Annotated in this window: 20 protein-coding genes; 9 read left to right on the top strand and 11 right to left on the bottom strand. The window is 69.8% G+C overall.

Annotated features, from left to right (window positions below; translation table 11 throughout):
- Positions 1–66 precede the first annotated feature (66 nt).
- Genes FKO37_RS28865 through FKO37_RS28880 form a run of 4 tightly spaced genes read left to right on the top strand, consistent with a single transcriptional unit; the run spans position 67 to position 1,533 of the window.
- Positions 67–471, top strand: a complete 405-nt coding sequence (locus tag FKO37_RS28865) for a DUF302 domain-containing protein (RefSeq protein ID WP_238606528.1) — start codon at positions 67–69, stop codon at positions 469–471.
- Positions 468–1,052, top strand: coding sequence for a hypothetical protein (locus FKO37_RS28870; RefSeq protein WP_037806391.1), 585 nt, complete (start codon positions 468–470; stop codon positions 1,050–1,052). The genes FKO37_RS28865 and FKO37_RS28870 overlap by 4 nt, the downstream gene beginning before the upstream one ends.
- A gap of 2 nt (positions 1,053–1,054) precedes the next feature.
- A complete protein-coding gene (locus FKO37_RS28875; protein ID WP_162836033.1) occupies positions 1,055–1,222 on the top strand; it encodes a hypothetical protein in 168 nt (55 codons plus the stop codon).
- A gap of 41 nt (positions 1,223–1,263) precedes the next feature.
- Positions 1,264–1,533 (top strand): metal-sensitive transcriptional regulator, encoded by a 270-nt coding sequence (locus tag FKO37_RS28880; RefSeq protein WP_037806392.1) that lies wholly within the window; start codon positions 1,264–1,266, stop codon positions 1,531–1,533.
- Here the strand turns inward: FKO37_RS28880 and FKO37_RS28885 are convergent.
- The 6 genes from FKO37_RS28885 to FKO37_RS28910 all read right to left on the bottom strand — a co-directional run bounded on the left by FKO37_RS28885 (position 1,520) and on the right by FKO37_RS28910 (position 8,008).
- Positions 1,520–2,050 (bottom strand): hypothetical protein, encoded by a 531-nt coding sequence (locus tag FKO37_RS28885; RefSeq protein WP_374204416.1) that lies wholly within the window; start codon positions 2,048–2,050, stop codon positions 1,520–1,522. The two genes, FKO37_RS28880 and FKO37_RS28885, sit on opposite strands and share 14 nt — an antisense overlap.
- Positions 2,051–2,150: 100 nt before the next feature.
- Positions 2,151–2,723 (bottom strand): TetR/AcrR family transcriptional regulator, encoded by a 573-nt coding sequence (locus tag FKO37_RS28890; protein WP_238608346.1) that lies wholly within the window; start codon positions 2,721–2,723, stop codon positions 2,151–2,153.
- Positions 2,724–2,773: 50 nt separating this feature from the next.
- Positions 2,774–3,946 (bottom strand): serine hydrolase, encoded by a 1,173-nt coding sequence (locus tag FKO37_RS28895; RefSeq protein ID WP_238606529.1) that lies wholly within the window; start codon positions 3,944–3,946, stop codon positions 2,774–2,776.
- Positions 3,943–5,265 carry an MFS transporter gene (locus tag FKO37_RS28900; RefSeq protein ID WP_238606530.1) on the bottom strand — a complete coding sequence of 441 codons (1,323 nt, stop codon included), beginning with the start codon at positions 5,263–5,265 and terminating at the stop codon, positions 3,943–3,945. The genes FKO37_RS28895 and FKO37_RS28900 overlap by 4 nt, the downstream gene beginning before the upstream one ends.
- The gene (locus FKO37_RS28905) at positions 5,262–6,452 is read right to left on the bottom strand and encodes an acyl-CoA dehydrogenase family protein (RefSeq protein WP_134662879.1); all 1,191 of its coding nucleotides are present in this window, start codon (positions 6,450–6,452) and stop codon (positions 5,262–5,264) included. The genes FKO37_RS28900 and FKO37_RS28905 overlap by 4 nt, the downstream gene beginning before the upstream one ends.
- Before the next feature lie 11 nt (positions 6,453–6,463).
- Positions 6,464–8,008, bottom strand: coding sequence for a long-chain fatty acid--CoA ligase (locus FKO37_RS28910; RefSeq protein WP_238606531.1), 1,545 nt, complete (start codon positions 8,006–8,008; stop codon positions 6,464–6,466).
- Positions 8,009–8,119: 111 nt separating this feature from the next.
- Between FKO37_RS28910 and FKO37_RS28915 the strand changes: the two genes are divergently transcribed.
- Positions 8,120–8,758: a TetR/AcrR family transcriptional regulator gene (locus FKO37_RS28915; protein ID WP_238606532.1), complete on the top strand. Its 639-nt coding sequence runs from the start codon at positions 8,120–8,122 to the stop codon at positions 8,756–8,758.
- A gap of 159 nt (positions 8,759–8,917) precedes the next feature.
- On the opposite strand, the gene FKO37_RS28920 is transcribed toward FKO37_RS28915, so the two are convergent.
- Complete coding sequence (locus FKO37_RS28920) at positions 8,918–9,856, bottom strand: alpha/beta hydrolase (protein ID WP_238606533.1); 939 nt, start codon at positions 9,854–9,856, stop codon at positions 8,918–8,920.
- A 309-nt stretch (positions 9,857–10,165) separates the two neighbouring features.
- On the opposite strand from FKO37_RS28920, the gene FKO37_RS28925 reads away from it, so the two are divergent.
- Positions 10,166–11,506: an MFS transporter gene (locus FKO37_RS28925; RefSeq protein WP_238606534.1), complete on the top strand. Its 1,341-nt coding sequence runs from the start codon at positions 10,166–10,168 to the stop codon at positions 11,504–11,506.
- A gap of 67 nt (positions 11,507–11,573) precedes the next feature.
- On the opposite strand, the gene FKO37_RS28930 is transcribed toward FKO37_RS28925, so the two are convergent.
- From FKO37_RS28930 to FKO37_RS28940, 3 genes are read right to left on the bottom strand one after another with little or no spacing between them, the layout of a single operon-like run.
- Positions 11,574–12,734 carry an acyl-CoA dehydrogenase family protein gene (locus FKO37_RS28930; RefSeq protein WP_238606535.1) on the bottom strand — a complete coding sequence of 387 codons (1,161 nt, stop codon included), beginning with the start codon at positions 12,732–12,734 and terminating at the stop codon, positions 11,574–11,576.
- Positions 12,731–14,680, bottom strand: a complete 1,950-nt coding sequence (locus FKO37_RS28935; RefSeq protein WP_238606536.1) for an AMP-binding protein — start codon at positions 14,678–14,680, stop codon at positions 12,731–12,733. The genes FKO37_RS28930 and FKO37_RS28935 overlap by 4 nt, the downstream gene beginning before the upstream one ends.
- A gap of 17 nt (positions 14,681–14,697) precedes the next feature.
- Entirely contained in the window at positions 14,698–15,174 is a 477-nt protein-coding gene (locus FKO37_RS28940; protein ID WP_238606537.1) for a MaoC family dehydratase, read from the bottom strand.
- Positions 15,175–15,326: 152 nt separating this feature from the next.
- On the opposite strand from FKO37_RS28940, the gene FKO37_RS28945 reads away from it, so the two are divergent.
- Positions 15,327–16,313: an AraC family transcriptional regulator gene (locus FKO37_RS28945; protein ID WP_238606538.1), complete on the top strand. Its 987-nt coding sequence runs from the start codon at positions 15,327–15,329 to the stop codon at positions 16,311–16,313.
- 17 nt (positions 16,314–16,330) lie between these two features.
- On the opposite strand, the gene FKO37_RS28950 is transcribed toward FKO37_RS28945, so the two are convergent.
- Positions 16,331–17,482 carry a CaiB/BaiF CoA-transferase family protein gene (locus tag FKO37_RS28950; protein ID WP_238606539.1) on the bottom strand — a complete coding sequence of 384 codons (1,152 nt, stop codon included), beginning with the start codon at positions 17,480–17,482 and terminating at the stop codon, positions 16,331–16,333.
- Positions 17,483–17,608: 126 nt separating this feature from the next.
- On the opposite strand from FKO37_RS28950, the gene FKO37_RS28955 reads away from it, so the two are divergent.
- Positions 17,609–18,439 carry a thioesterase family protein gene (locus FKO37_RS28955; RefSeq protein ID WP_238608347.1) on the top strand — a complete coding sequence of 277 codons (831 nt, stop codon included), beginning with the start codon at positions 17,609–17,611 and terminating at the stop codon, positions 18,437–18,439.
- A 58-nt stretch (positions 18,440–18,497) separates the two neighbouring features.
- A complete protein-coding gene (locus FKO37_RS28960) occupies positions 18,498–19,196 on the top strand; it encodes a GntR family transcriptional regulator (RefSeq protein ID WP_205669900.1) in 699 nt (232 codons plus the stop codon).
- Positions 19,197–19,216: the final 20 nt, after the last annotated feature.

Raw genomic sequence — 19,216 nt, forward strand, 5'->3', positions numbered from 1 at the left:
CCGATACCCCTGGGGGCATAGCCAATGCCCCCGGGGGTATGGTGGGCCCCGAGGAAAGGAGCCGCCATGGAACTGGGTTTGTCCCGTACCTACCGAGACGCGGGTTTCGACGACGTGATGGCCAAGACGCGAACCGCGCTCGCGGACGCCGGTTTCGGCGTGCTGACCGAAATCGATGTGCAGGCGACGATGCGCGAGAAGCTGGACGAGCGGATGGAGCGCTACACCATCCTCGGCGCGTGCAATCCCCCGCTCGCCCACCGCGCGCTGACGGCGACCCGCGAGATCGGATTGCTGTTGCCCTGCAACGTGGTGGTCCGCGAGAACGGGGCCGAGGGCACGGTCGTCGAGGCGATCAACCCCGCCGTCATGGCCGAGGTCGCGCCGGAGGCCGGCGTCGCCGAAGTCGCCGCGGAGGCTGCCGAGCGGCTGGAATCCGCACTCGACGCGCTCGATCGGGAGCTGACATGACCGACGTGGTGCTCTACGGCGACCCGGTCTGCCCGTTCGCCTGGCTCGCCTACCGCTGGCTCGCCGACACGGGCGCGGAATTCTCCGTGCGGCCGATGAGCCTCGCCGTGCTCAACGAGGGCAACACCGTCGCGGAAGGCCACCGTCAGCGGGTCGAGGACTCGCTGCACGCGGGCCGGGTCCGCGCCGCGATCGCGGACCCGGCCGCCGCCGCCCGGTTCCACGTCGCGCTCGGCCGCCGGATTCACGAGCAGCGGCAGCCGCTGGACAGCGCACTGCTTCGCGCGGCCTTGCGCGACGCGGAATTGCCGGAAGACCTTGCCCAGCAAGCGAATTCCACCGACGCGGACCCGTCCGTCCGCCGTGCGCACCAGGAGAGCCAGGACGCGCTCGGCGAAACCGGCGGCAGCCCGATCACCGCGATCGACGGCCGGGCGTTCTTCGGTCCGGTGCTCACCGAGCTGCCCGCCCCGGCCGAGGGGCGCAGCTTGCTCGACGCCCTGCGCGCGACCGCCGCGGTCCCGGCATTCGCCGAATTCCGCCGCCCGCGCACCGGCGCCCCGACGATCCCGGAAGGATGACCATGTGCCGTCCCGTCGCGTGCCGCACCTGCGGCAAAACCACGTGGGCCGGATGCGGCCAGCACGTCGACCAGGTCAAGGCGACCGTCCCGGCCGGACAGTGGTGCCCGGGGCATCCCGCCGAACCGCGTCCGCGCCGGTCGTGGCCGTGGCGCAAGAACCGTTCCTGACCACTCGTGACTTCGACCGGCCAACCAGGGAGAGACCAGCCATGATCGGCGACCAGGACACCGTCACCCAGGTCCGCAACCGGCTCCGCCGCGCGCAGGGCCAGCTCGCCGGGGTCATCGCGATGATCGACGAGGGCCGCGACTGCAAGGACGTGGTCACCCAGCTCGCCGCGGTTTCCCGCGCGCTCGACCGGGCCGGGTTCAAGATCATCGCGAGCGGCCTGCGCGACTGCGTCTCCGCCGACAGCGAAGGCAACCAGGCCGCCATGACCGAGGAACAGCTGGAGAAGCTCTTCCTCACGCTCGCCTGATCCGGATCGCCGAGACCAGGAAGAAGATCCCGCCCAGCACCGCGTACCCGGCCACGGTGACCAGCGACGGGTTCGGCGCGCCCGCGCTGAGGATGAAGTTCGCCCCGGCCAGCACCGAGATGCCGCCGCTGAGGATCATCGGCCACTGACCGCCCATCCCGCGCCTGCCGACGGCCACGATCAGCTGGACAAGACCGGCCACCACCGCCCAGGCGCCCCAGACCCGCAGCACCGCCGGGACGCCAGAAGCGCTGGCGATCGCGAGGCCGATCCCCGCCAGCAGGCTGATCGCGATGTTCACGTACAACCCGGCGGCACGGGACGAGCGCGCGTCCACGACCGCGGCGGCGACGTCGAACAGCGGATACGCGACGACCAGGACCACCCCGATCGGGCCGACAGCCGTCTTGGACGTGAGGAACAGCAACGCGGCCCAGACGACGGCGAAGGCGAACCGCACGAAGTACAGGCGACGCAACGCCGGGGCGGTTCCGGCGGGCGAGTCAACGATAGTCACGATGATCCTTCCGAGAGCCCAGAGAGATAGAACGTTCGTTCTCTCTGAGCTTGTCGGCAACCGAGTGGCGGCGTCAACGCCCGCCGGTCTTTCAGAAGTGTTACGGGCGCTCCGCGGCGCCGAGGCGATGGCGCAGGATGCCGTCGACGCCCTGGAGGAACGTGTCGCCGACCTCGGCCGAGTCCGTCAGGCAGCCCGAGGCCATCGCGCCGTCGCGCAGCATCACGAAATGCCGTGCCGCGGGCTCCGGTGCGGACGTGCCGATTTGCGCGAGCTGGTCCGTGACCGTGCGGAGAAACCACTCTCGGTGCGCCAGGACAGCCTGGTGCACGGCATGTGCAGGGTCTGGATACTCCGCCGCGGCGTTGAGGAACGCGCAGCCCCGGAAGTGCGCCGACTGGATGCTCTCGGCGATCCACTCAGCCACGGCACGCAGGGCGTCGGCCGCGGGCGGATTTCCCGCGAGGATCTTGCCGATCCCCTCGCGCTCCATCTCGGACACGCCGTGGAGATACGCGACGACGAGGTCTTCTTTGCCCGGGAAATGCCGGTACAGCGTGGCCCGGGTGACCTTCGCCTCCGCCACGATCCGGTCGACGCCCACCGAGTGGAGGCCCTCGGCGTAAAAGATCCGGGTGGCCGTCGCGAGCAGCCTCGACCTCGCTTCGGACACCCGGATCTTCTGCACCACAAACCCCACGCTAGCAGAGAGAACGGTCTGTCTTATCCGGTCAGGTGGTCGCCGATCTGGGCGAACACCCCTTCCAGCGGCGGCACCGGAACCGACGGCGACATCACGTGCGATCCGTAGTGCGCGACCACCAGTTCCCGTCCCGGACTGACCTGCAACCGCTGCCCGTGGATGCCGCGCGCGCCGAACGTGCCGTGGCCGTCGCCGGGGACCCACCAGAAATTGTGGTACCCGATCGGCCGCGCGGCACCGGTCGGCAGAGCGCGCTGAGCGGGTCCCGGCGGCACGTTGGTCAGGTCGGCGACGATGCGTTCCGGCACGAGCTGCCGGTCCCCGACCGTCCCGCCGCGGCGCAGCATCTCCCCTACCCGGGCCAGATCGCGCAGGGTGGCGCTGTAGCGGCCGCACGCGATCTCCGTCCCGGTGGAATCCAGGCAGTACGCGCCGTCCTCGTCCGCGCCCAGCCGGGCCCAGACCCGTTCGCTCCACAGATCGGCGAGGTTGGCCCCGGTGACGCGGCGAAGGGCCTCGGCGACGGCCTCGGTGTTGCCGTTGTCGTAGCGGAATTCGGTTCCCGGCGGTGCGACGGCCCGCGCGGTGGCCAGATGTTCCTTGACGCTCGTCGGTCCGGTGAACCCGGCCGGACGAGGCACGATGCCGACCGCGGCGAAATACCGTTGCGCTTCAAGGGGTTTGCAGAACGGCCGACCGCCGTAGTCCATGACGGTGCCCATGTGCAGCAGGTGGTGGATCGTGGCGTCGCCGAATGCCGTGCCGCCGAGTTCGGGCGCGTAGTGGGACAACGGTTGATCGGCGTCAAGTGCGCCTTCGTCGATCAGCAGCGCGGCGAGCAGTCCGGTCCACGACTTCGCCACCGACGCGGACAGGTGCACGTCGTGGGGCCGCATGCCGTGGAAGTACCGCTCGTAGACGATCTTTCCCCGGTGCGCCACCAGGATCGCGTCGGTCTCCGCGGCGGCGAGGAATTCGGTCAGCTTGACGGCCGGGTCACCGGTCCTCGGGGTGACGAGCAGGTTGTCCAGGTCGTCGTGGTCCTCGGGCAGGTCCCAGCGCGGGCCCGCGCCGCGCCACACCCGCCGGGTCGGGCCGGTTTCCCTGGCGCGGGTCATGCCGAGGCGGACGAACGCCGGGTCGACGTAACCGCGGCTCCAGTACGCGTTGTCCACTGTGTACGGGTTGGTCACGGTTTCTCCTTGGCTGCGGCGAGTGCCGCGATGCGCCGGGCGTCGCGTTCCGGACGGACGAAGAACAGGGCGGCCAGCCCGCCCGCCATCATCAGGACTCCGGGAATGGAGAAGGCGGTCGCGAATCCGGCCGCCGGCCCGTCCGCGGCCTCGACCAGCCTGCCGGTGACGTAGGGCGCGAGAAGTCCGGCGATGGTGACCAGCGCGACGCTGACCGACAGCACCGCGCCGCGCTGGGCGGGCGGGCTGATTTCGCTGTTGACCGTCTGGCCGTTGGCGAAGGTGACGCCGTGGAAGCTGAACGCGACCGCGATGAGGACGATGCGCAGCGCGGGCTGCGTGACCGTCGGCAGCAGCACCATCGCCAAGCCCGCCAGGATCAGCACGCACCCGCCGAGAATGCCGCGGGCGATCCGGCTGGGCACGCCGAGGTGCAGCAGCCACTGGGTGATCGCGCCGTGCGCGAAGGTCAGGATCAGCCCGGCCAGCCACGGAATCGTCGCGATCGCCGCCGCCTCGCCGGTGCTGTAGCCCAGCGCGGTTTCCAGGTAGGTGGGCAGCCAGGCGACCATCAGCGTGGAAGTCCAGTACGCGCCGAACGCTCCGGTGAACCCGCCGAGCCACGTCCCGGAGAGCAGGATCCGCCGGTACGGGACGCGGGCGGCCGGGACCGGGGCCGCGCCGGCCGGGACGCGGTCGACCGGGCCGTCGCGGCCGATCACCAGCCACAGCACGCACCACACGCAGCCGACCAGGAACATCGCCAGGAACGCGGCCCGCCAGCCGAAGTGCACGATCACCACGGTGAGCAGCGGGGTCGCGATCGCCCCGCCCAGCGCGCCGCCGCCCACGATCAGCGCGCTCGGGATGTTGCGTTTGGCGTTGGGGAACCAGCTGTGCGCGGCGTGCAGCGCCATCGGCTGCGCGGGCCCTTCGGCGGCGCCGAGCGCGATCCGGCTCACCAGCAACAGCCCGATTCCGCTCGCCGCCACGACCGAAACCTGCGTCACCGCCCAGACCAGCGCGAGCACCAGCAGGATCCACCGGGTCGAAATCCGGCTCGACGCGAGGCCGACCGCCAGCGCGCACACGCTGAACAGGAAGAAGAACGAACTCGACAGCAGCCCGTACTGCGACGGGCTCAGCCCGAACTCGTGCATGATCGGGCGCGCGGCCAGCCCGAGGACGGTCTTGTCGCCGTAGTTGATCAGCATGAACAGCAGCAGCATGCCCACCACCGACCAGCGGCGCAGCCAAGTGCTCCCCGCGGCCCCGTCCGCCGGCGCGGCCGGACGCGGCCGGGTCCCGGCGGGCTTCACCGCTGCGTCCCGGACGGCTGGAGCAGGGCTTTGGCGATGCCGTTCTTCTGGATTTCCGACGATCCGGTCAGCACGCGGAACATCCGCAGCCGCCGGAACAGCCACTCCACCTCGGCCCCGCGCACGAGCCCGGCCTTGCCGTGGATCTGCACCGCCTCGTCCGCGATGCGGAAGGCGTTCTCCGCCACGAACAGTTTGCACATGAACGCCTCCGTGCTCGGCTTGCTCCCGGAGTCCAATTCGGACAGTGCGTCGTACGTCATCGCGCGGGCCGCGTAGTACGCGGTGGCCATGTCGGCGATCTTGTGCTGGATCGACTGCAGCGCCGCCAGCGGGCCGCCGAACACCTGGCGGGTACGGGCGAATTCGATGGTGAGTTCCAGCGCGCGACGGGCGTGGCCGAGGACCGTCGGGCAGTGCAGCAGCCGGTTCGTGGTGACCCGGCCGAGCCCGATGCGCAGCCCGTCGCCGACGCGGCCGAGCAGCTGCTGCGGGCCGACGTAGCAGTTGTCGAGGATGATGTCGGACTCGACGTGCTGGCCGGACATCGGAACCTCGCCGTCGGCGACCGTGCAGCCCGGCGAATCCAGGTCGACCAGGAAGGCCGAGTAGCTCTCGTCCTCCCCCGCCATCCGGGCGACCAGCACGGAGAAGTCCGCGATCGGGCCCGCCGAGGAGAACACCTTGTGGCCGCTGATCCGCCAGCCGTCGCCGTCCGGGGTCGCCGTGGTGCGCATGGCCCGCACGTCCGACCCGGCATTGGTTTCGGTGAGCGAGAAACAGCACGCGCGTTCCCCGCGGACCACCGGCAGCAGATACCGCTCGCGCTGTTCCTCGGTGGCCGTCGTGAAGATCGCGCCGGCGCGCAGCGGGCCGCCGAAGTCGCCGAGGACGCAGTGGTAGAGGATCCGGCCGGACGCGCCGACCTCCTCCTTGAGCGCAGCGAGTTCGGTGTAGCTCAGGTCGAGGCCGCCGTACTCGCTGGGCAGGTGGACGCCGTAGAAACCCAGTTCGCGACAGCGTTTCCACACCGGTTCGATCATGGCCCGGGTCAGCGGGGTCTCCGGGGTCAGCCCGAGCGTGGCCTCGTAGTCGGCAAGTTCGCCCGCCAGGTATTCGCGCAGCCGGCCGACGAGTTCCGCGAGCCGCGGGTTGTCGTCGTAGGCCGGGGTGAGGGTGAAGGACATGCGGGGCCTCCTCAGTGGACTTTCCGGGCTTCGCCCGCCCAATACCGGTCCCGCACCGCGCGCCGGTCGATCTTGCCGTTGCGGTTCACCGGGAGTTCGTCGGCGAAATCCACCGAGCGGGGTTTTTTGATGCGTGCCAACCGTTCCGCGCAGAACTCGATCAGTTCCTCGGCGGTCGCGTCGGAACGGCGGACGACAACCGCCTTCACCGCTTCGCCCCACTTCTCGTCGGGCACGCCCACCACGCACGCCTCGGAAACCGCAGGATGTTCGTAGAGCACGGATTCCACTTCGGTGCAGAAGATGTTGTAGCCGCCGGAAATGATCATGTCCTTCTTGCGGTCCACAATGAACAGATATCCGTCGGCACGCAGGTAGCCGATATCGCCGGTGTAGACCCAGCCGTCGCGGAACGTCTCCGCGGACAGGTCCGGTTCGTGCCAGTACTCGGTCACGCAGTCCGGCCCGCGCACCACCACCTCGCCGAGCTCGCCGGCGGGCACCGGACTGCCCTCGTCGTCGACCACCCGGACCTCGGAGTCGAACAACGGCCGCCCGGCCGAGGACAGCAGCTCCGGGTCCTCCTCGATCCCGCGCATCACGTCGGCGCAGGTCAGCACCGTGACGCCGCTGGTGGTCTCGCCCTGGCCGTACCCCTGCATCACGACCGGGCCGAACGCCGCGACCGCGTCGCGCAACCGCTGCGGCGACACCGGCGCGCCGCCCACTCGCAGGCAGCGGAGCGAGGAGAGGTCGAAGTCGCCCAGGCCGGGATGCGACAGCACCATGTTCAGCATCACCGGCACCAGGAACGTCGAGGTGATCCGCTCCTTCTCGACCGCTTCCAGAAACTCCACCGCACCGAACCGCGGCAGCACCACCGCGGTCGCCCCGCGGGAGAAAGCGGCCAGCAAGCCCATTCCGGTGGCGTGCGTGATCGGACCGGCCGCGAGATACCGCTCCGCCGCGGACGGCGCGCCTTCCGGGCTCATCAGCCGCTTGCGCATGTTCGCCAGCCGGTTCCCGTTCGTCTGCACGGCGGCCTTGAGCTTCCCGGTGGACCCGGAAGTGAAGTGCAGAACCGACGGGTCGTCCGCGCTCACCTCGACCGCGACCGGCTCCGGCGACCCCGCCGCCAGCACGTCGGCATAGGAGCGGGCATCCGGCGTGCGGCCGTCGTAGTCGATCAGCGCGCACGCCGTCCTGGCAGCCGCCTTCTGCGCCCCTTCGGCGTGCTCGGCGTCGACCAGCAGCACCCGCACGTCCGCGTCCGCCAGGATGTGCTCGACCTCGCCCGCGGACAGCCGCGCACTGATCGGCACGCGCAGGAAACCGCCCTTGTAGCAAGCGATCTCGGTCTCGACCAGTTCCGCGCTGTTGCCGGAGAAGGTGGCGACCGCCTGCCCGGGCTCGACGCCGGACGCGAGCAGCGCGGACGCCAGCCGGTTGGTCCGCTCCTCCAGCTCGCGGTAGGACCACCGCCGCTCCCCGCACACCAGCGCCTGCTGATCGGGCCAGAACGTGCTGGCACGGGTGACATAGCTGCCCAGGTTCACGCCGACTCCCTGTTTTCCGTCAGATTGACCAATGCTGAACACTGTGTCTATTAACAGTCGCGGTGTCAACAGTTCGCTACACTCGGGCCGGCAACGACCGAAGGGGGCCCCTTGCCGACGACTGACCGACGGACCCGCCGCACCCGCGGGCTGCTCCGCGACGCGCTGGTGTCGCTGGTGCTCGAACGCGGATACGCCAACGTGACGGTGGAGGACATCACCGAACGGGCCGACCTGGGCCGCGCGACGTTCTACAGCCACTACCCGGACAAGGACGCCCTGCTGCGGCACGTCGTCACCGAACTCCAGGAGGAACTGGACGAACGCCTGCGCCCGCTGGTCCCGGCGTCCTCAGTCGGCTTCACCGGCAAACCGGCGCTGGAACTGTTCCGCCACGCCCGCGAGAACCGGGACCTGTACCTGCTCATCCTGCGCGGCGAGGGCGACGGCCGGGCGCTCCGGCAGTTCACCGACGCGCGCATCGACGCGGTGTGCTCGGTGTTCAAGTCCCGGGCCGACCACCACGATGTCCAGCCGCGCATCGACCTCGGCGTGCTGGCCAGGGCTTGGGTCGGGGAACAGCTCGCCGTTCTGCGCTGGTGGCTGGAAACGGATCCCGCGCCGATGTCGGCGGAAGAGGCCACCGGGATGCTGCAGAACCTCTCGCTGCGCGGCCGTTACTGGGCGAACGGCTTCGAGGGAGACCCGCCGGATCCCGCGCCTACTGGGGCGGATTCGCCGCAGCACTAAGGCTTTCAGCACCGCGCCGCGGTCGAGTACAGGTTCCGGTCGACGACGGGAAACTCGTCTCGACAGCACGAAACCCCAGGTCGCCGGTTCCGGGGACCTGGGGTTCGGCCACACCGCACGAGGAGCGAGGTCTGGCCCGGACTGCATCCGGTCGGATGATCAGAGCTTGTCGGTGAAGAACGGCACGATCGTCTTCAATGCCTCGCCAGCCCCGTTCGGGCGGTCGTACAGGTCGTAGTGCGAGGCGCCGTCAAGTTCGAGCAGAGTCTTGTCGGCGGACGCGGCCCGCTTGTAGATCTCGTGGCCGTCGCGGTACGCGCCGAACGCGCCCTGCTTGTTCTTGTCGCCGATCACGATCAGCAGGGGCTGGTCGAGCAGTTCCTCGGCCAGCTGGAACGCGTCCCAGCCCAGGGCGGCCGTGCCGTGTGCCGCTTCGAACAGGACGCAGCCGTGGTCTGCTTGGCCGCGGTCGGTGCGGTAGTACTCGAACGCCTCGATGATGTCGATGTCGCCGGTCGCCTGCGCGGCCTCGGCCGTCTCGGGCAGGAAGCCGGTGACTGCGCTCTGCTCGCCGCGTGCCTCCGCGGTGCGCTGCTGGCCGATCGTCGCGAGCGCCTTGAGGACGCCGCCGTTCTGGCTCGCCATCTCTCGCTGCAGGCGGCCGAAGTTGGCACCCGTGACGGACACTACCGCCTTGAAGCGCTTCTCGGTCTTCGCTGCCGCGAGGGTGTAGCCGCCGCCTCCGCAGATGCCGAGCACGCCGATGCGGTCGACGTCGACGTACGGAAGGGTCGCCAGGTAGTCGACGACGCGGCTGAAGTCCTGGACGCGCTGGGCGGGGTCCTCGAGGAACCGCGGTTCGCCGCCGCTCGCGCCCTGGAAGCTGGCGTCGAACGCGATGACCACGTTTCCGGCCTCCGCGAGGGCGGGGGCGTAGACGTTGCCGGAGGTCTGCTCCTTGCAGCTGCCGATCGGGTGGGCCACGACGATCGCGGGATAGGTCTCGGACTCGTCGAAGTCCGGCGGGAAGTGCAGATCCGCGGCGATGTCCCAGTACATGTCGCGGTTGCGGAACTTGACGTGCTCGACGGTGGCCACGAAGCCTCCTCTGTCCGGCCCGGGGCGTTTCCCCGGTCTGACTTCCACACTCGCGCTCGGCACGGAGACGTACCAGTTCGGGTTCTTTCCTAGGAAGGATCTCTCCCAGGATCCGTGCGCGACCTGGCCTCGGCGGCAACCGGGGCACGCTTTTCCGCACCGGCGCACACCTCGCGAAAAACTACCTGGCACAGCGCCTTCCACTGAATCGCGCCGGGCCGGTTGACACGCACGCTCGCGGCACAGAGAGTAGAACTCTGCATTTTATATTTTACTTCTGACTGACACTCGGCCCCTCAAGGAAGAGCTATGGACCAGCCTCAGCAGACCGCCGGCGTCGAGCCGCCCCGCACCGTCGCGGCGTCCAAGAAGGACATGCGCCGCATCGCGATCGCCAGCAGCACCGGCACGGTGATCGAGTATTACGACTTCCTGATCTACGGGACCGCCTCCGCGCTGGTGTTCCCGCACGTGTTCTTCCCCGCTCTCGGACCCGCCGCGGGCACCGTGGCCGCGTTCGCCACCCAGGGCGTGGCTTTTCTCGGACGGCCGCTCGGCGCGATCCTGTTCGGACACTTCGGCGACCGGGTCGGCCGCAAGAAGACGTTGATCACCACGCTGTTCCTGATGGGTCTCTCGACCGTCCTCATCGGACTCATGCCGACCGCGGGCCAGATCGGCGTTGCCGCTCCCCTGCTGGTCTTGCTGCTGCGCGTCCTGCAAGGGCTCGCGGTCGGCGGCGAATGGGCGGGGGCGACGCTCCTGGCCGCGGAAAGCGCGCCCAAGGCCAAGCGCGGGTTCTACTCGATGTTCGGCTCGCTCGGCGGCGCGGTGGCGGTCGTGCTGGCCAACCTGACGTTCCTCATCGCCGGGCTCACCATGAGCAACGAGGACTTCATCAGCTACGGCTGGCGCATCCCGTTCGTGGCCAGCGTCGTGCTGATCGCCGTCGGCCTCGTCGTGCGGTTGAAGATCGAAGAGTCGCCCGTGTTCCGCCGCGAAGCCAGCCGGTCCGGCACCTCGTCCGCACCGCTCGCGGAAGCGTTCCGCAACCAGCCGCGCCAGATGCTGTTCGGGTCCGGGGTGCTGGTCATGGTCTTCGCGTTCTTCTACCTCAGCGGCAGTTTCCTCGCCTCCTACGGCACTGCCCACCTGCATCTCGCCAAGACCACCGTGCTTTCGATCGGCGTGCTCGCCGGCGTCGTGTGGTGCATCTCGATGATCCTCGGTGCGGTGCTCTCCGACCGGTTCGGCCGGCGGCGGGTCATCCTCGTCTCCACCTTCGTCTCGGTGGCGTGGGCACTCGCCCTGTTCCCGGTGCTGGACATCGGCACCGCCTTCTCCTACGGCGCCGGGGTCTGCCTGACGCTGGTCTTCGCCGGGCTCGTGTTCGGCCCGGTCAGCGCGTTCATGCCGGAACTGTTCATCACCCGCTACCGGTACACGGCGGCCGGATTCTGCTACAACGTCGCGGGCATCCTCGGCGGCGCGGTTCCGCCGCTGGTGGCCGCCCCGATCATCGGCGTCGCCGGATCCCTTGCGCTGGGCGGATTCCTCGCGGTGCTGGCCTTGATCAGCGCGGTGTGCACGCTCGGGCTCAAGGAAACCCGCCACTACGAAATGGACCGGGGCGAACTCGTCGCCGGATGAGTCGCTCAATACGGAGAAGTGCGGGGCTCCCGGCAGATCTGCCGGGAGCCCCGCACTATTTGCGACCTCAGTACGAGCGCGGGAGCCCCAGAACCTGCTGCGAGATGTAGTTGCGCACCATCTCCTGCGAGAACGGCGCGTTGCGCAGCAAGCGAACCTCTCGCCACAGCCGCTCGACGTGGTACTCCTTCGCGTACGCGTAGCCGCCAAGCGTCGAGAACGCTCGGTCGCAGGCCTCGAAACCGCCCTCAGCGCCCAGGTATTTCGCCGCCGCCGCTTCCGGCCCGCACGGCTTTCCTTCGTCGAACAGCTTCGCCGCCCGCATGACCATGCCTTCGGCGGCTTCCAGCCGGATCCACGAATCCGCCAGCGGGTGCGCCACGGCCTGGTTCTGCCCGATCGGCCGGTCGAACACCACCCGGTTCTTCGCGTACTCAGTGGCGATGTCCAGTGCGGCCCGGCCGAGGCCGATGCCTTCCATGCCGACCACGATCCGCTCCGGGTTCAGCCCGTCCAGCAGGTAGTAGAACCCCTTGTCCACCTCGCCGACCAGCCGGTCCTCCGGCACGAACAGGTCGTCGATGAACAGCTCGTTCGTGTCGATCGCGGCGCGGCCGAGCTTCTCGATCTCCCGGACGGTGATGCGATCCCGGTCCATGTCCGCGAAGAACAGCGACATCCCGTACAGCGGCTTGTCCTCCCGCCGCGGCGAGGTGCGCGCGAGCAGGAGGATCTTCTGGGCGTTCTGCGCGTTGGTGATGAAGACCTTCTTGCCGTTGATCTTCCACCCGCCGTCGACCTTCGTCGCCTTGGTCTTGATCCGCGACGTGTCCACCCCGGCGTCCGGCTCGGTCACCCCGAACGCCATCAGCAACTCCCCCGCCGCCAGCTGCGGCAGGTACTCGCGCTTCATCTCCTCCGAGCCGTACTTGACGATCGGAGCGGGCGGGAACACGTAGAAGTGGATCGCCGAACCACCGGCCATCCCGGCGCCGGACGCGGAGATCTCGCCCATCATCACAGCGGCTTCTTCCAGGCCGAGGCCGATGCCGCCGTATTCCTCCGGGATCATCGCGCCCAGCCAGCCGCCCGCCGCGAACGCCTTCACGAACTCCCACGGGTATTCGTGATTGCGGTCTTTGTCCAGCCAGTAGTCGTGGTCGAACTTGCGAGCCAGCTCCCGCGTCGCCTTCCGGACGATCTCGACGTTGCTTTCCGGGTCGGTCATTGCGCGTTCTCCTCCGCGAGTACCGGGATGTCTTCCAGCGGCGTGGCCGGGTCCAGCGACGACAGGTCGCCGACCGGCGCCCCGACGAACCGCGCCCGGATGGCGCGCCGCATGATCTTGCCGTTCTTGGTCTTGGGCAGCGTCGGCACGACGTAGACCTCCGGGGCGAACGACTTCCCCGCGTTCTCCAGCGCGACCTCGCGCAGATCTTCGGGTTCCGGACCGGCCGCGCGCAGCACCGCGAACGCCACCGCGCGCTGGCCGCGCAGTTCGTCCGGCGCGCCGATCACGGCGACCTCGGCGATCCGCTTGTCCCGCAGCAGCGCTGCCTCGATCTCCGCGGGTCCGACGCGGCGGCCGGCCAGCTTGAGCGTGTCGTCGGACCGGCCGTGGATCCGCCACTGCCCGCGTTCGTCCACACTGGACAGATCGCCGTGCACCCACACGTCCGGGAACCGTGCCCAATAGGTCTCGAGATAGCGCTCGCGGTCGTGCCAGAACGCGTGCGTCATGCCGGGGAAAGTGTTGCGCACGGCCAGCTCGCCGATCGCGCCGGCCACCGGCCGGCCTTCGTCGTCGAGCACCGTCGCGTCCACCCCGGGCAGCGGTCCGGTGAACGCGGCCGCCTCGGCGGGCAGGAACGGGTAGCCGATCAGCAATCCGCCGCCGACCTCGGTGCCGCCGCTGTAGTTGACGATCGGCACCCGGCGCTTGCCGACCTCGTCGAACAGCCACCACCAGGTCGGCTCGTCCCAGGCTTCGCCGGTGGAGACGAACGAGCGCAGAGTGGACAGCTCGTGCCGGGGCTTTTCGTGCGCGGCACGCAACGCGCGCGCCGCGGTGGGCGCGATGCCTTGCACGGTCACGCCGTTGCGCTCGACCACGTCCCACATCCGGTCCGGCGTGGGATGCGTCGGAAGGCCCTCGATCATCACGATGGTCGCGCCGAGCTGCAGCGGGCCGGTCATCAGCATCGGCCCGACCAGCCAGCCGAGGTCGGTGATCCAGCAGACCACGTCGTCGGCGTGCACGTCGAAGCCGTAGGCGAAATCGACCGCGGTCTTCACCGCGAACCCGCCGTGGGAGTGCACGATCCCCTTCGGCCTGCCGGTCGTGCCCGACGTGTAGACGACGGTGAGCGGATCGTTCGCCTCCGTCTGCGCGGTTTCGACCGGCGCGGGCGAAGCGGCCAGCTCATCGAGGTAGGTGTCCCGCCCAACCGTCATCGGCACGTCGATGCCGAGATGGCGGACCACCACGACCGTGCGCACCGACGGCGCGTCCGCCAGTGCCGCGTCCGCGGTCGCCTTCAGCGGGACTTCCTTGCCGCGCCGGGTCGTCCCGTCCGCGGTGATCAGCGCGACCGCCTCGGAATCCTGCAGCCGGGTGGCGAGCGCGTCCGCCGCGTACCCGCTGAACGTCGGCACCGCGATCGCGCCGAGCATGGCGATCGCCAGGAACGCCACGACCGCTTCGGGCACCACAGGCATGTACAGCACGACGCGATCGCCCCGGGCGACGCCGAGCGCGGCCAGGTTCGCCGCGAACCGGCGGACCTGCTCGTCCAGCTCGCCGAAGGTCAGCGTGCGCCGCTGCCCGGAATCGCCTTCGTAGACCACGGCGGTCTTGCCGGCGAGTTCACCGCGGGCATGCCGGTGCGCGCACAGTTCGGCGACGTTGACCCGGCCCCCGGCGAACCAGCGAGGGAACGGTTTCCCCTCGGACTCGTCGAGCACCCGCTCGAACGGCTCCGCGAAGGCGATGTCCAGGTCCTCGACGACGGCGCGCCAGAACCACTCCGGGTCGGCGATCGCCCGCCGGTTCGCCTCGGACACGCCATCCGCGTCTCCGGGCAGGCCCCACTTCCGCACCGCGGCGAGGTAGCGGCTGCGGTCCCGCACCTCTTCCGGCGGCGCCCAGGCGAAGCCTGTCTCGTCCTCGGCCATGTCCGGTCCCTTCCCGCTCAGCTCTGCGCGACGGACGCCTCGGCGGCGGACCGCTTCAGCATCAGGCCCGCGCGCAGGGCGTCGCACACGATCTCGTCGCGCTGGTTGATGCCGAGGTGGCGGAACATCACGATGCCGGAATCGCCGCGGCTCTTCGACTCGCGCTTGCTGACGATCTCGGTCCGCACGTGGATCGTGTCCCCGTGGAACACCGGCTTCGGGAAGGTGATCTTCTCGAAACCCAGGTTGCCCAGAGTCGTCCCCTGGGTCGTCTCCGGCACCGTCACCCCGGACACCAGGCCGAGAATGAACAGCGAGTTCACCAGCCGCTGGCCGTAAATGCTGTCCTTGCTGTACTCCGCGTCCAGATGCAGCGGAGCCAGATTGAGCGTCATGACGCTGAACAGCGTGTTGTCCGCCTCGGTGACCGTGCGGCGGGTCGGGTGGTCGATGACCATCCCCGGTTCGAACTCCTCGAAATACAGGCCTGCCATCCGGTGTCCTCTCCCCGCCGCGCGCGGGGCGCGGCTCCTGGTCGATCGTCTCGCAACAAATATAAAATATACTCTCGACTGGTCACCGTCTAGCCGCGTTGTGCATATCATATATTCTTGACGACCGTCTGGGACGACCCGAGGAGGCGCCGATGCCTGATCGCCCGCGGCCCGCCGTGCCGCCCGGACCGGTTCGCTTCCGCACCGCCGACCTCGAGACCGCGCGCGAGCAGGTGACGCGCGCCTTCGCGAGCCACGACGTGCGGGTCTCGGACCGCGCGGGCATGCGGTTCCGGCTCGACCTCGCACCGTCGGCGCACCTCACGATCGGCCGGATGGCCTACGGCGCGGAAACCACGATCGTCGGTCCGCCGATGCGGCTGTGCTATCACGTCAACCTGCCCGCCACCGGCACGAGCACGGCGGAGCAGCACGGCGCGCACCGGACGTTCGCGGCGGGCGAGGCCGGAGTGGCCTTCGTGCCGCAGTCCCCGGTCCTGGTGCGGTGGAGCGCGGATTCGTGGCAGTACCACGTCAAACTGCCGAAAGACCTGCTCGAGGCGCACGCGGCGAAACTGACCGGGCAACCGGTCCGCGAGGAGATCGACTTCGACCTCACGTTCTCCCTGCGGTCCAGCACCGCACAGGCGTTCCTCGCGACCGTGGGCTTCCTCTACGCCGAACTGAGCCGCGACGGCGGGCTCGCCACCGTTCCCGCCGCGTGCCACGAGTTCGAGTCGGCGCTGATGACCCAGCTGCTCATGACCGTGCCCAGCAGCCTCAGCGCGAGGCTGCACAGCCGCCCCGCGCACACCCGAGGATCGCGCATCCGGGAAATCGTCGACTATCTCGACCGCAATCCCGAGAAGCCCCTCACGACCGCGGACCTGGCCGCCATGGCCGCCGTCAGCCCCCGGGCGCTGCAGGCGGGTTTTCAGGAGGCGGTAGGCAAATCCCCGATGGCCTACCTCCGCGCGGTCCGGCTGGACCGGGTGCACCGGGAGCTGCTGTCCGGCGCGGCGGACTCGGTCACGGACGTCGCGGCGCGCTGGGGCTTCTACCACCCCGGCCGGTTCGCGCAGCAGTATCGCGAGCGGTTCGGGATGCTGCCGTCGGAAACCGCCCGCCCGCGCTGCTGACGGGCGGTTTCCCGCGGTCAGGCCGACTGCGCCCGGGGTCGCGTCCACGCCGTCAGCAGCCGGTCCAGGTCCAGTACCGCGGCCTCGGGAGCGGACGGCTCGCGCGCCGGAGTCCGGCTGAACCGCGGGGCCGGACGCGGGTGGAGGACGTCGCCGACCCGGTCGAACACTGCCCGTTCGGCGTTGTGCGGATGCTGGGCCGCCTCGTCGAAGGTGAGCACCGGCGTGACGCACGCATCGGTCCCCGCGTAGATGCGAGCCCATTCGTCCCGGTCCTTCGCGGCGAACGCGGACGCGATGAGCGAGCGCAGCCGAGGCCAGGCCGTGCGGTCGTCCTGGTCGGGCCACTCGGTCGTGTCGACGCCGAGGCGGGAGACGAACTCCCGGTAGAAATCGGGCTCCAGCGCGCCGACCGCGACATACCGGCCGTCGGCGCAGCGGTAGGTGTCGTAGAACGGCGCGCCGGAATCGAGGTAGTTCGTACCGGGTTCGTCGGAGTAGCGGCCGGCCGCGCGCAGGCCCTGCAGTTTGGCGGTCAGCAAGGCGACGCCGTCGAGCATCGCCGCGTCGAGCACCTGGCCCCGGCCCGACGACCGCGTTTCGAGCAGTGCGCTCACGATGCCGAAGGCGGCGACGAGCGCCCCGCCCGCGTAGTCGCCGAGCAGGTTGACCGGAGGGCGCGGCGCGTCGCCTTCCCGGGCCATCGCGTGCAGCGCGCCGCTCTGGGCGACGTAATTGATGTCGTGGCCTGCCTGCTGCGCGAGCGGCCCGGACTGGCCATACCCGGTCAGGCGCGCGTACACGAGCGCGGGATTCCCGGCCAGCAGAACCTCCGGCCCCAGCCCGAGGCGCTCCGCAACGCCGGGGCGGTACCCCTCGATGAACACGTCGGCCGCTTCGGCCAGCCGCCGCACCGCGCGCACGCCGTCGGCCGATTTGAGATCAGCCTGGACGGTGCCGACGCCCCGGTTGGCGAGATCGTGCTCGGCGGCCATGCCCTCGGTCTGGCCGAGCGCGCGGCCGGACCGGCCGGCCGGACGCGCCACCCGCACGACCTCCGCGCCGAGATCGGCCAGCAGCATGCTCGCGAACGGCGCCGGGCCCATCCCGGCGAGCGCGACGGCTCGCACCCCGGCCAGCGGTCCGGGCGGCGCGGTCTCGGTCTTCATCGGCACTCCTCGGGGATCCACCTCAGCATGATTACATATTATGTATTCTTCGCCGGCACAGCAAGGGTCGGCGCGCCAGCGCTCTTCACAACATCACATATAAAATGTTATATTTACCAGGTGACCATGGCCTTCTTCACCGCGGAGCCCGGCCCCGGCGGCGAACTCCTGCACCCGCTGCCCGAAGCGCGCGCCAGCTGGGGCGGCGGCAGTCAGCTGCGCGGGATGGCGACCAGCGGGGCACTCGCCCGCGCCGCCGAGAGCGCGGTCGGCCAAGGAGTGTTCCGTCCTGCCCGATGGACGGTCGACCTGTTGCGCCCGGCTGGTTTCGTCCCTTCCGTCGCGCGCGCGGAGATCGTCCGTCGCGGCCGTCGGCTTTGCGTTGTCGAAGCGACGTTGCGGCAGGGAGACATTCTCGTCGGCAAGGCGTCCGGGCTGTTCCTCGCCGCGGGCTCCCCCGCTACCGGCACGGTATGGGCCCAGAGCGAACGCCCGTTGACACCTCCGCCGGACCTGCGTCCCGCGACCGAAGAACCGCGCGTGTTCCACAGCGAAGGCGTCGGCTGGACCGGATCGCCCGAGCCGCACCAGAATTCCGCGCGCAAGACGCTGTGGGTGTTCCCGCAGGAGATCGTGCGCGGCGAACGGCCCACCCCGTTCCAGCACGCGGCGACCGTGGCCGATCTGGTGAACCTCGTGACCAACTGGGGTGACACGGGCTTGGAATTCATCAACGCCGACCTGACCCTCACCCTCGGCCGCGTTCCCGCGGACGACCTGGAGCTCGGCCTCACCACCGACCACCGCGTCGAGCACGACGGCGTGGCGGTCACGACCGCCGCGGTGTTCGACCGCCGAGGGCCGCTCGGCACGGTCAGCGGGACCGCGCTGCTCGCCGCCGCACCGGTCGATCCCCGGCAGGTCGGTGCGCCCGCGAGCCTGCCCGCCGTGCCATAATCGCCCGCAATCCATATATCATGTTCTTTACTGGACGGTTCTTCTACGGAGGTGGCCCGTGGCCGACGAACTGACCCGGCTGCGCGGCGGCGACCGCCGCCAGCAGCTGCCGGAGGAAGTCGCGACCTACGTCCGGGAACTGATCATGTCCGGGGACGTCAAACCGGGCGAATTCCTCCGCACCGAACCGATCGCCGAGGCGGTCGGGGTGAGCAACACGCCGGTGCGCGAGGGCCTGCTTTCCTTGCGCAGCGAGGGCTTCGTGGAACTCGTGCCGCGCCGCGGGTTCGTCGTCGCGCCGGTGTCGCGCCAGGACGTGCGCGACCTGTTCTGGGCCCAGGCCCAGTTCTCCGCGGAGCTGGCCGCGCGAGCCGCCAAGAAGATCACGCCGGATCAGCTCTCCCGGCTCGAAGCGATCAACGAGGACTTCGCGAAGGCCGCCGACGCCGGCGACCAGGACGCCATCACCCGCCTCGGCCACGAGTTCCACCGCCAGCTCAACCTCGCCGCCGACTCCCACCGGCTGACGCTGCTGCTCAGCTCGGTGGTCAAGCACCTGCCGAACCGCTTCTACGCCTCCATCGAAGGCCACGTCGAGCACACCCTCGCCGACCACGCGGAACTGCTGCAGGCGCTGCGCGGCAGGCACGTCCGCAAGGCGCGCACGATCGCCGAACGGCACATCCTCGACGGCGCGGACAACGTCGTGCGCATGCTCGAAGAACGCGGCCTCTGGGCCGACGACGAGACCGAATAGCCCGCACAAGACGGTGCCGG

The organism is Amycolatopsis sp. Poz14, from assembly GCF_006704225.1.
Classification (GTDB): Bacteria; Actinomycetota; Actinomycetes; order Mycobacteriales; family Pseudonocardiaceae; genus Amycolatopsis; species Amycolatopsis nivea.

Excerpts from the sequence above, each read along its gene's own strand:
- FKO37_RS28880 (WP_037806392.1), top strand. The coding sequence starts at position 1,264 with ATGATCGGCGACCAGGACACCGTCACCCAGGTCCGCAACCGGCTCCGC.
- FKO37_RS28925 (WP_238606534.1), top strand. The coding sequence starts at position 10,166 with ATGGACCAGCCTCAGCAGACCGCCGGCGTCGAGCCGCCCCGCACCGTC.
- FKO37_RS28955 (WP_238608347.1), top strand. The coding sequence starts at position 17,609 with ATGGCCTTCTTCACCGCGGAGCCCGGCCCCGGCGGCGAACTCCTGCAC.
- FKO37_RS28935 (WP_238606536.1), bottom strand. The coding sequence starts at position 14,680 with ATGGCCGAGGACGAGACAGGCTTCGCCTGGGCGCCGCCGGAAGAGGTG.
- FKO37_RS28905 (WP_134662879.1), bottom strand. The coding sequence starts at position 6,452 with ATGTCCTTCACCCTCACCCCGGCCTACGACGACAACCCGCGGCTCGCG.
- FKO37_RS28875 (WP_162836033.1), top strand. The coding sequence starts at position 1,055 with ATGTGCCGTCCCGTCGCGTGCCGCACCTGCGGCAAAACCACGTGGGCC.
- FKO37_RS28940 (WP_238606537.1), bottom strand. The coding sequence starts at position 15,174 with ATGGCAGGCCTGTATTTCGAGGAGTTCGAACCGGGGATGGTCATCGAC.
- FKO37_RS28865 (WP_238606528.1), top strand. The coding sequence starts at position 67 with ATGGAACTGGGTTTGTCCCGTACCTACCGAGACGCGGGTTTCGACGAC.
- FKO37_RS28945 (WP_238606538.1), top strand. The coding sequence starts at position 15,327 with ATGCCTGATCGCCCGCGGCCCGCCGTGCCGCCCGGACCGGTTCGCTTC.
- FKO37_RS28950 (WP_238606539.1), bottom strand. The coding sequence starts at position 17,482 with ATGAAGACCGAGACCGCGCCGCCCGGACCGCTGGCCGGGGTGCGAGCC.
- FKO37_RS28930 (WP_238606535.1), bottom strand. The coding sequence starts at position 12,734 with ATGACCGACCCGGAAAGCAACGTCGAGATCGTCCGGAAGGCGACGCGG.
- FKO37_RS28870 (WP_037806391.1), top strand. The coding sequence starts at position 468 with ATGACCGACGTGGTGCTCTACGGCGACCCGGTCTGCCCGTTCGCCTGG.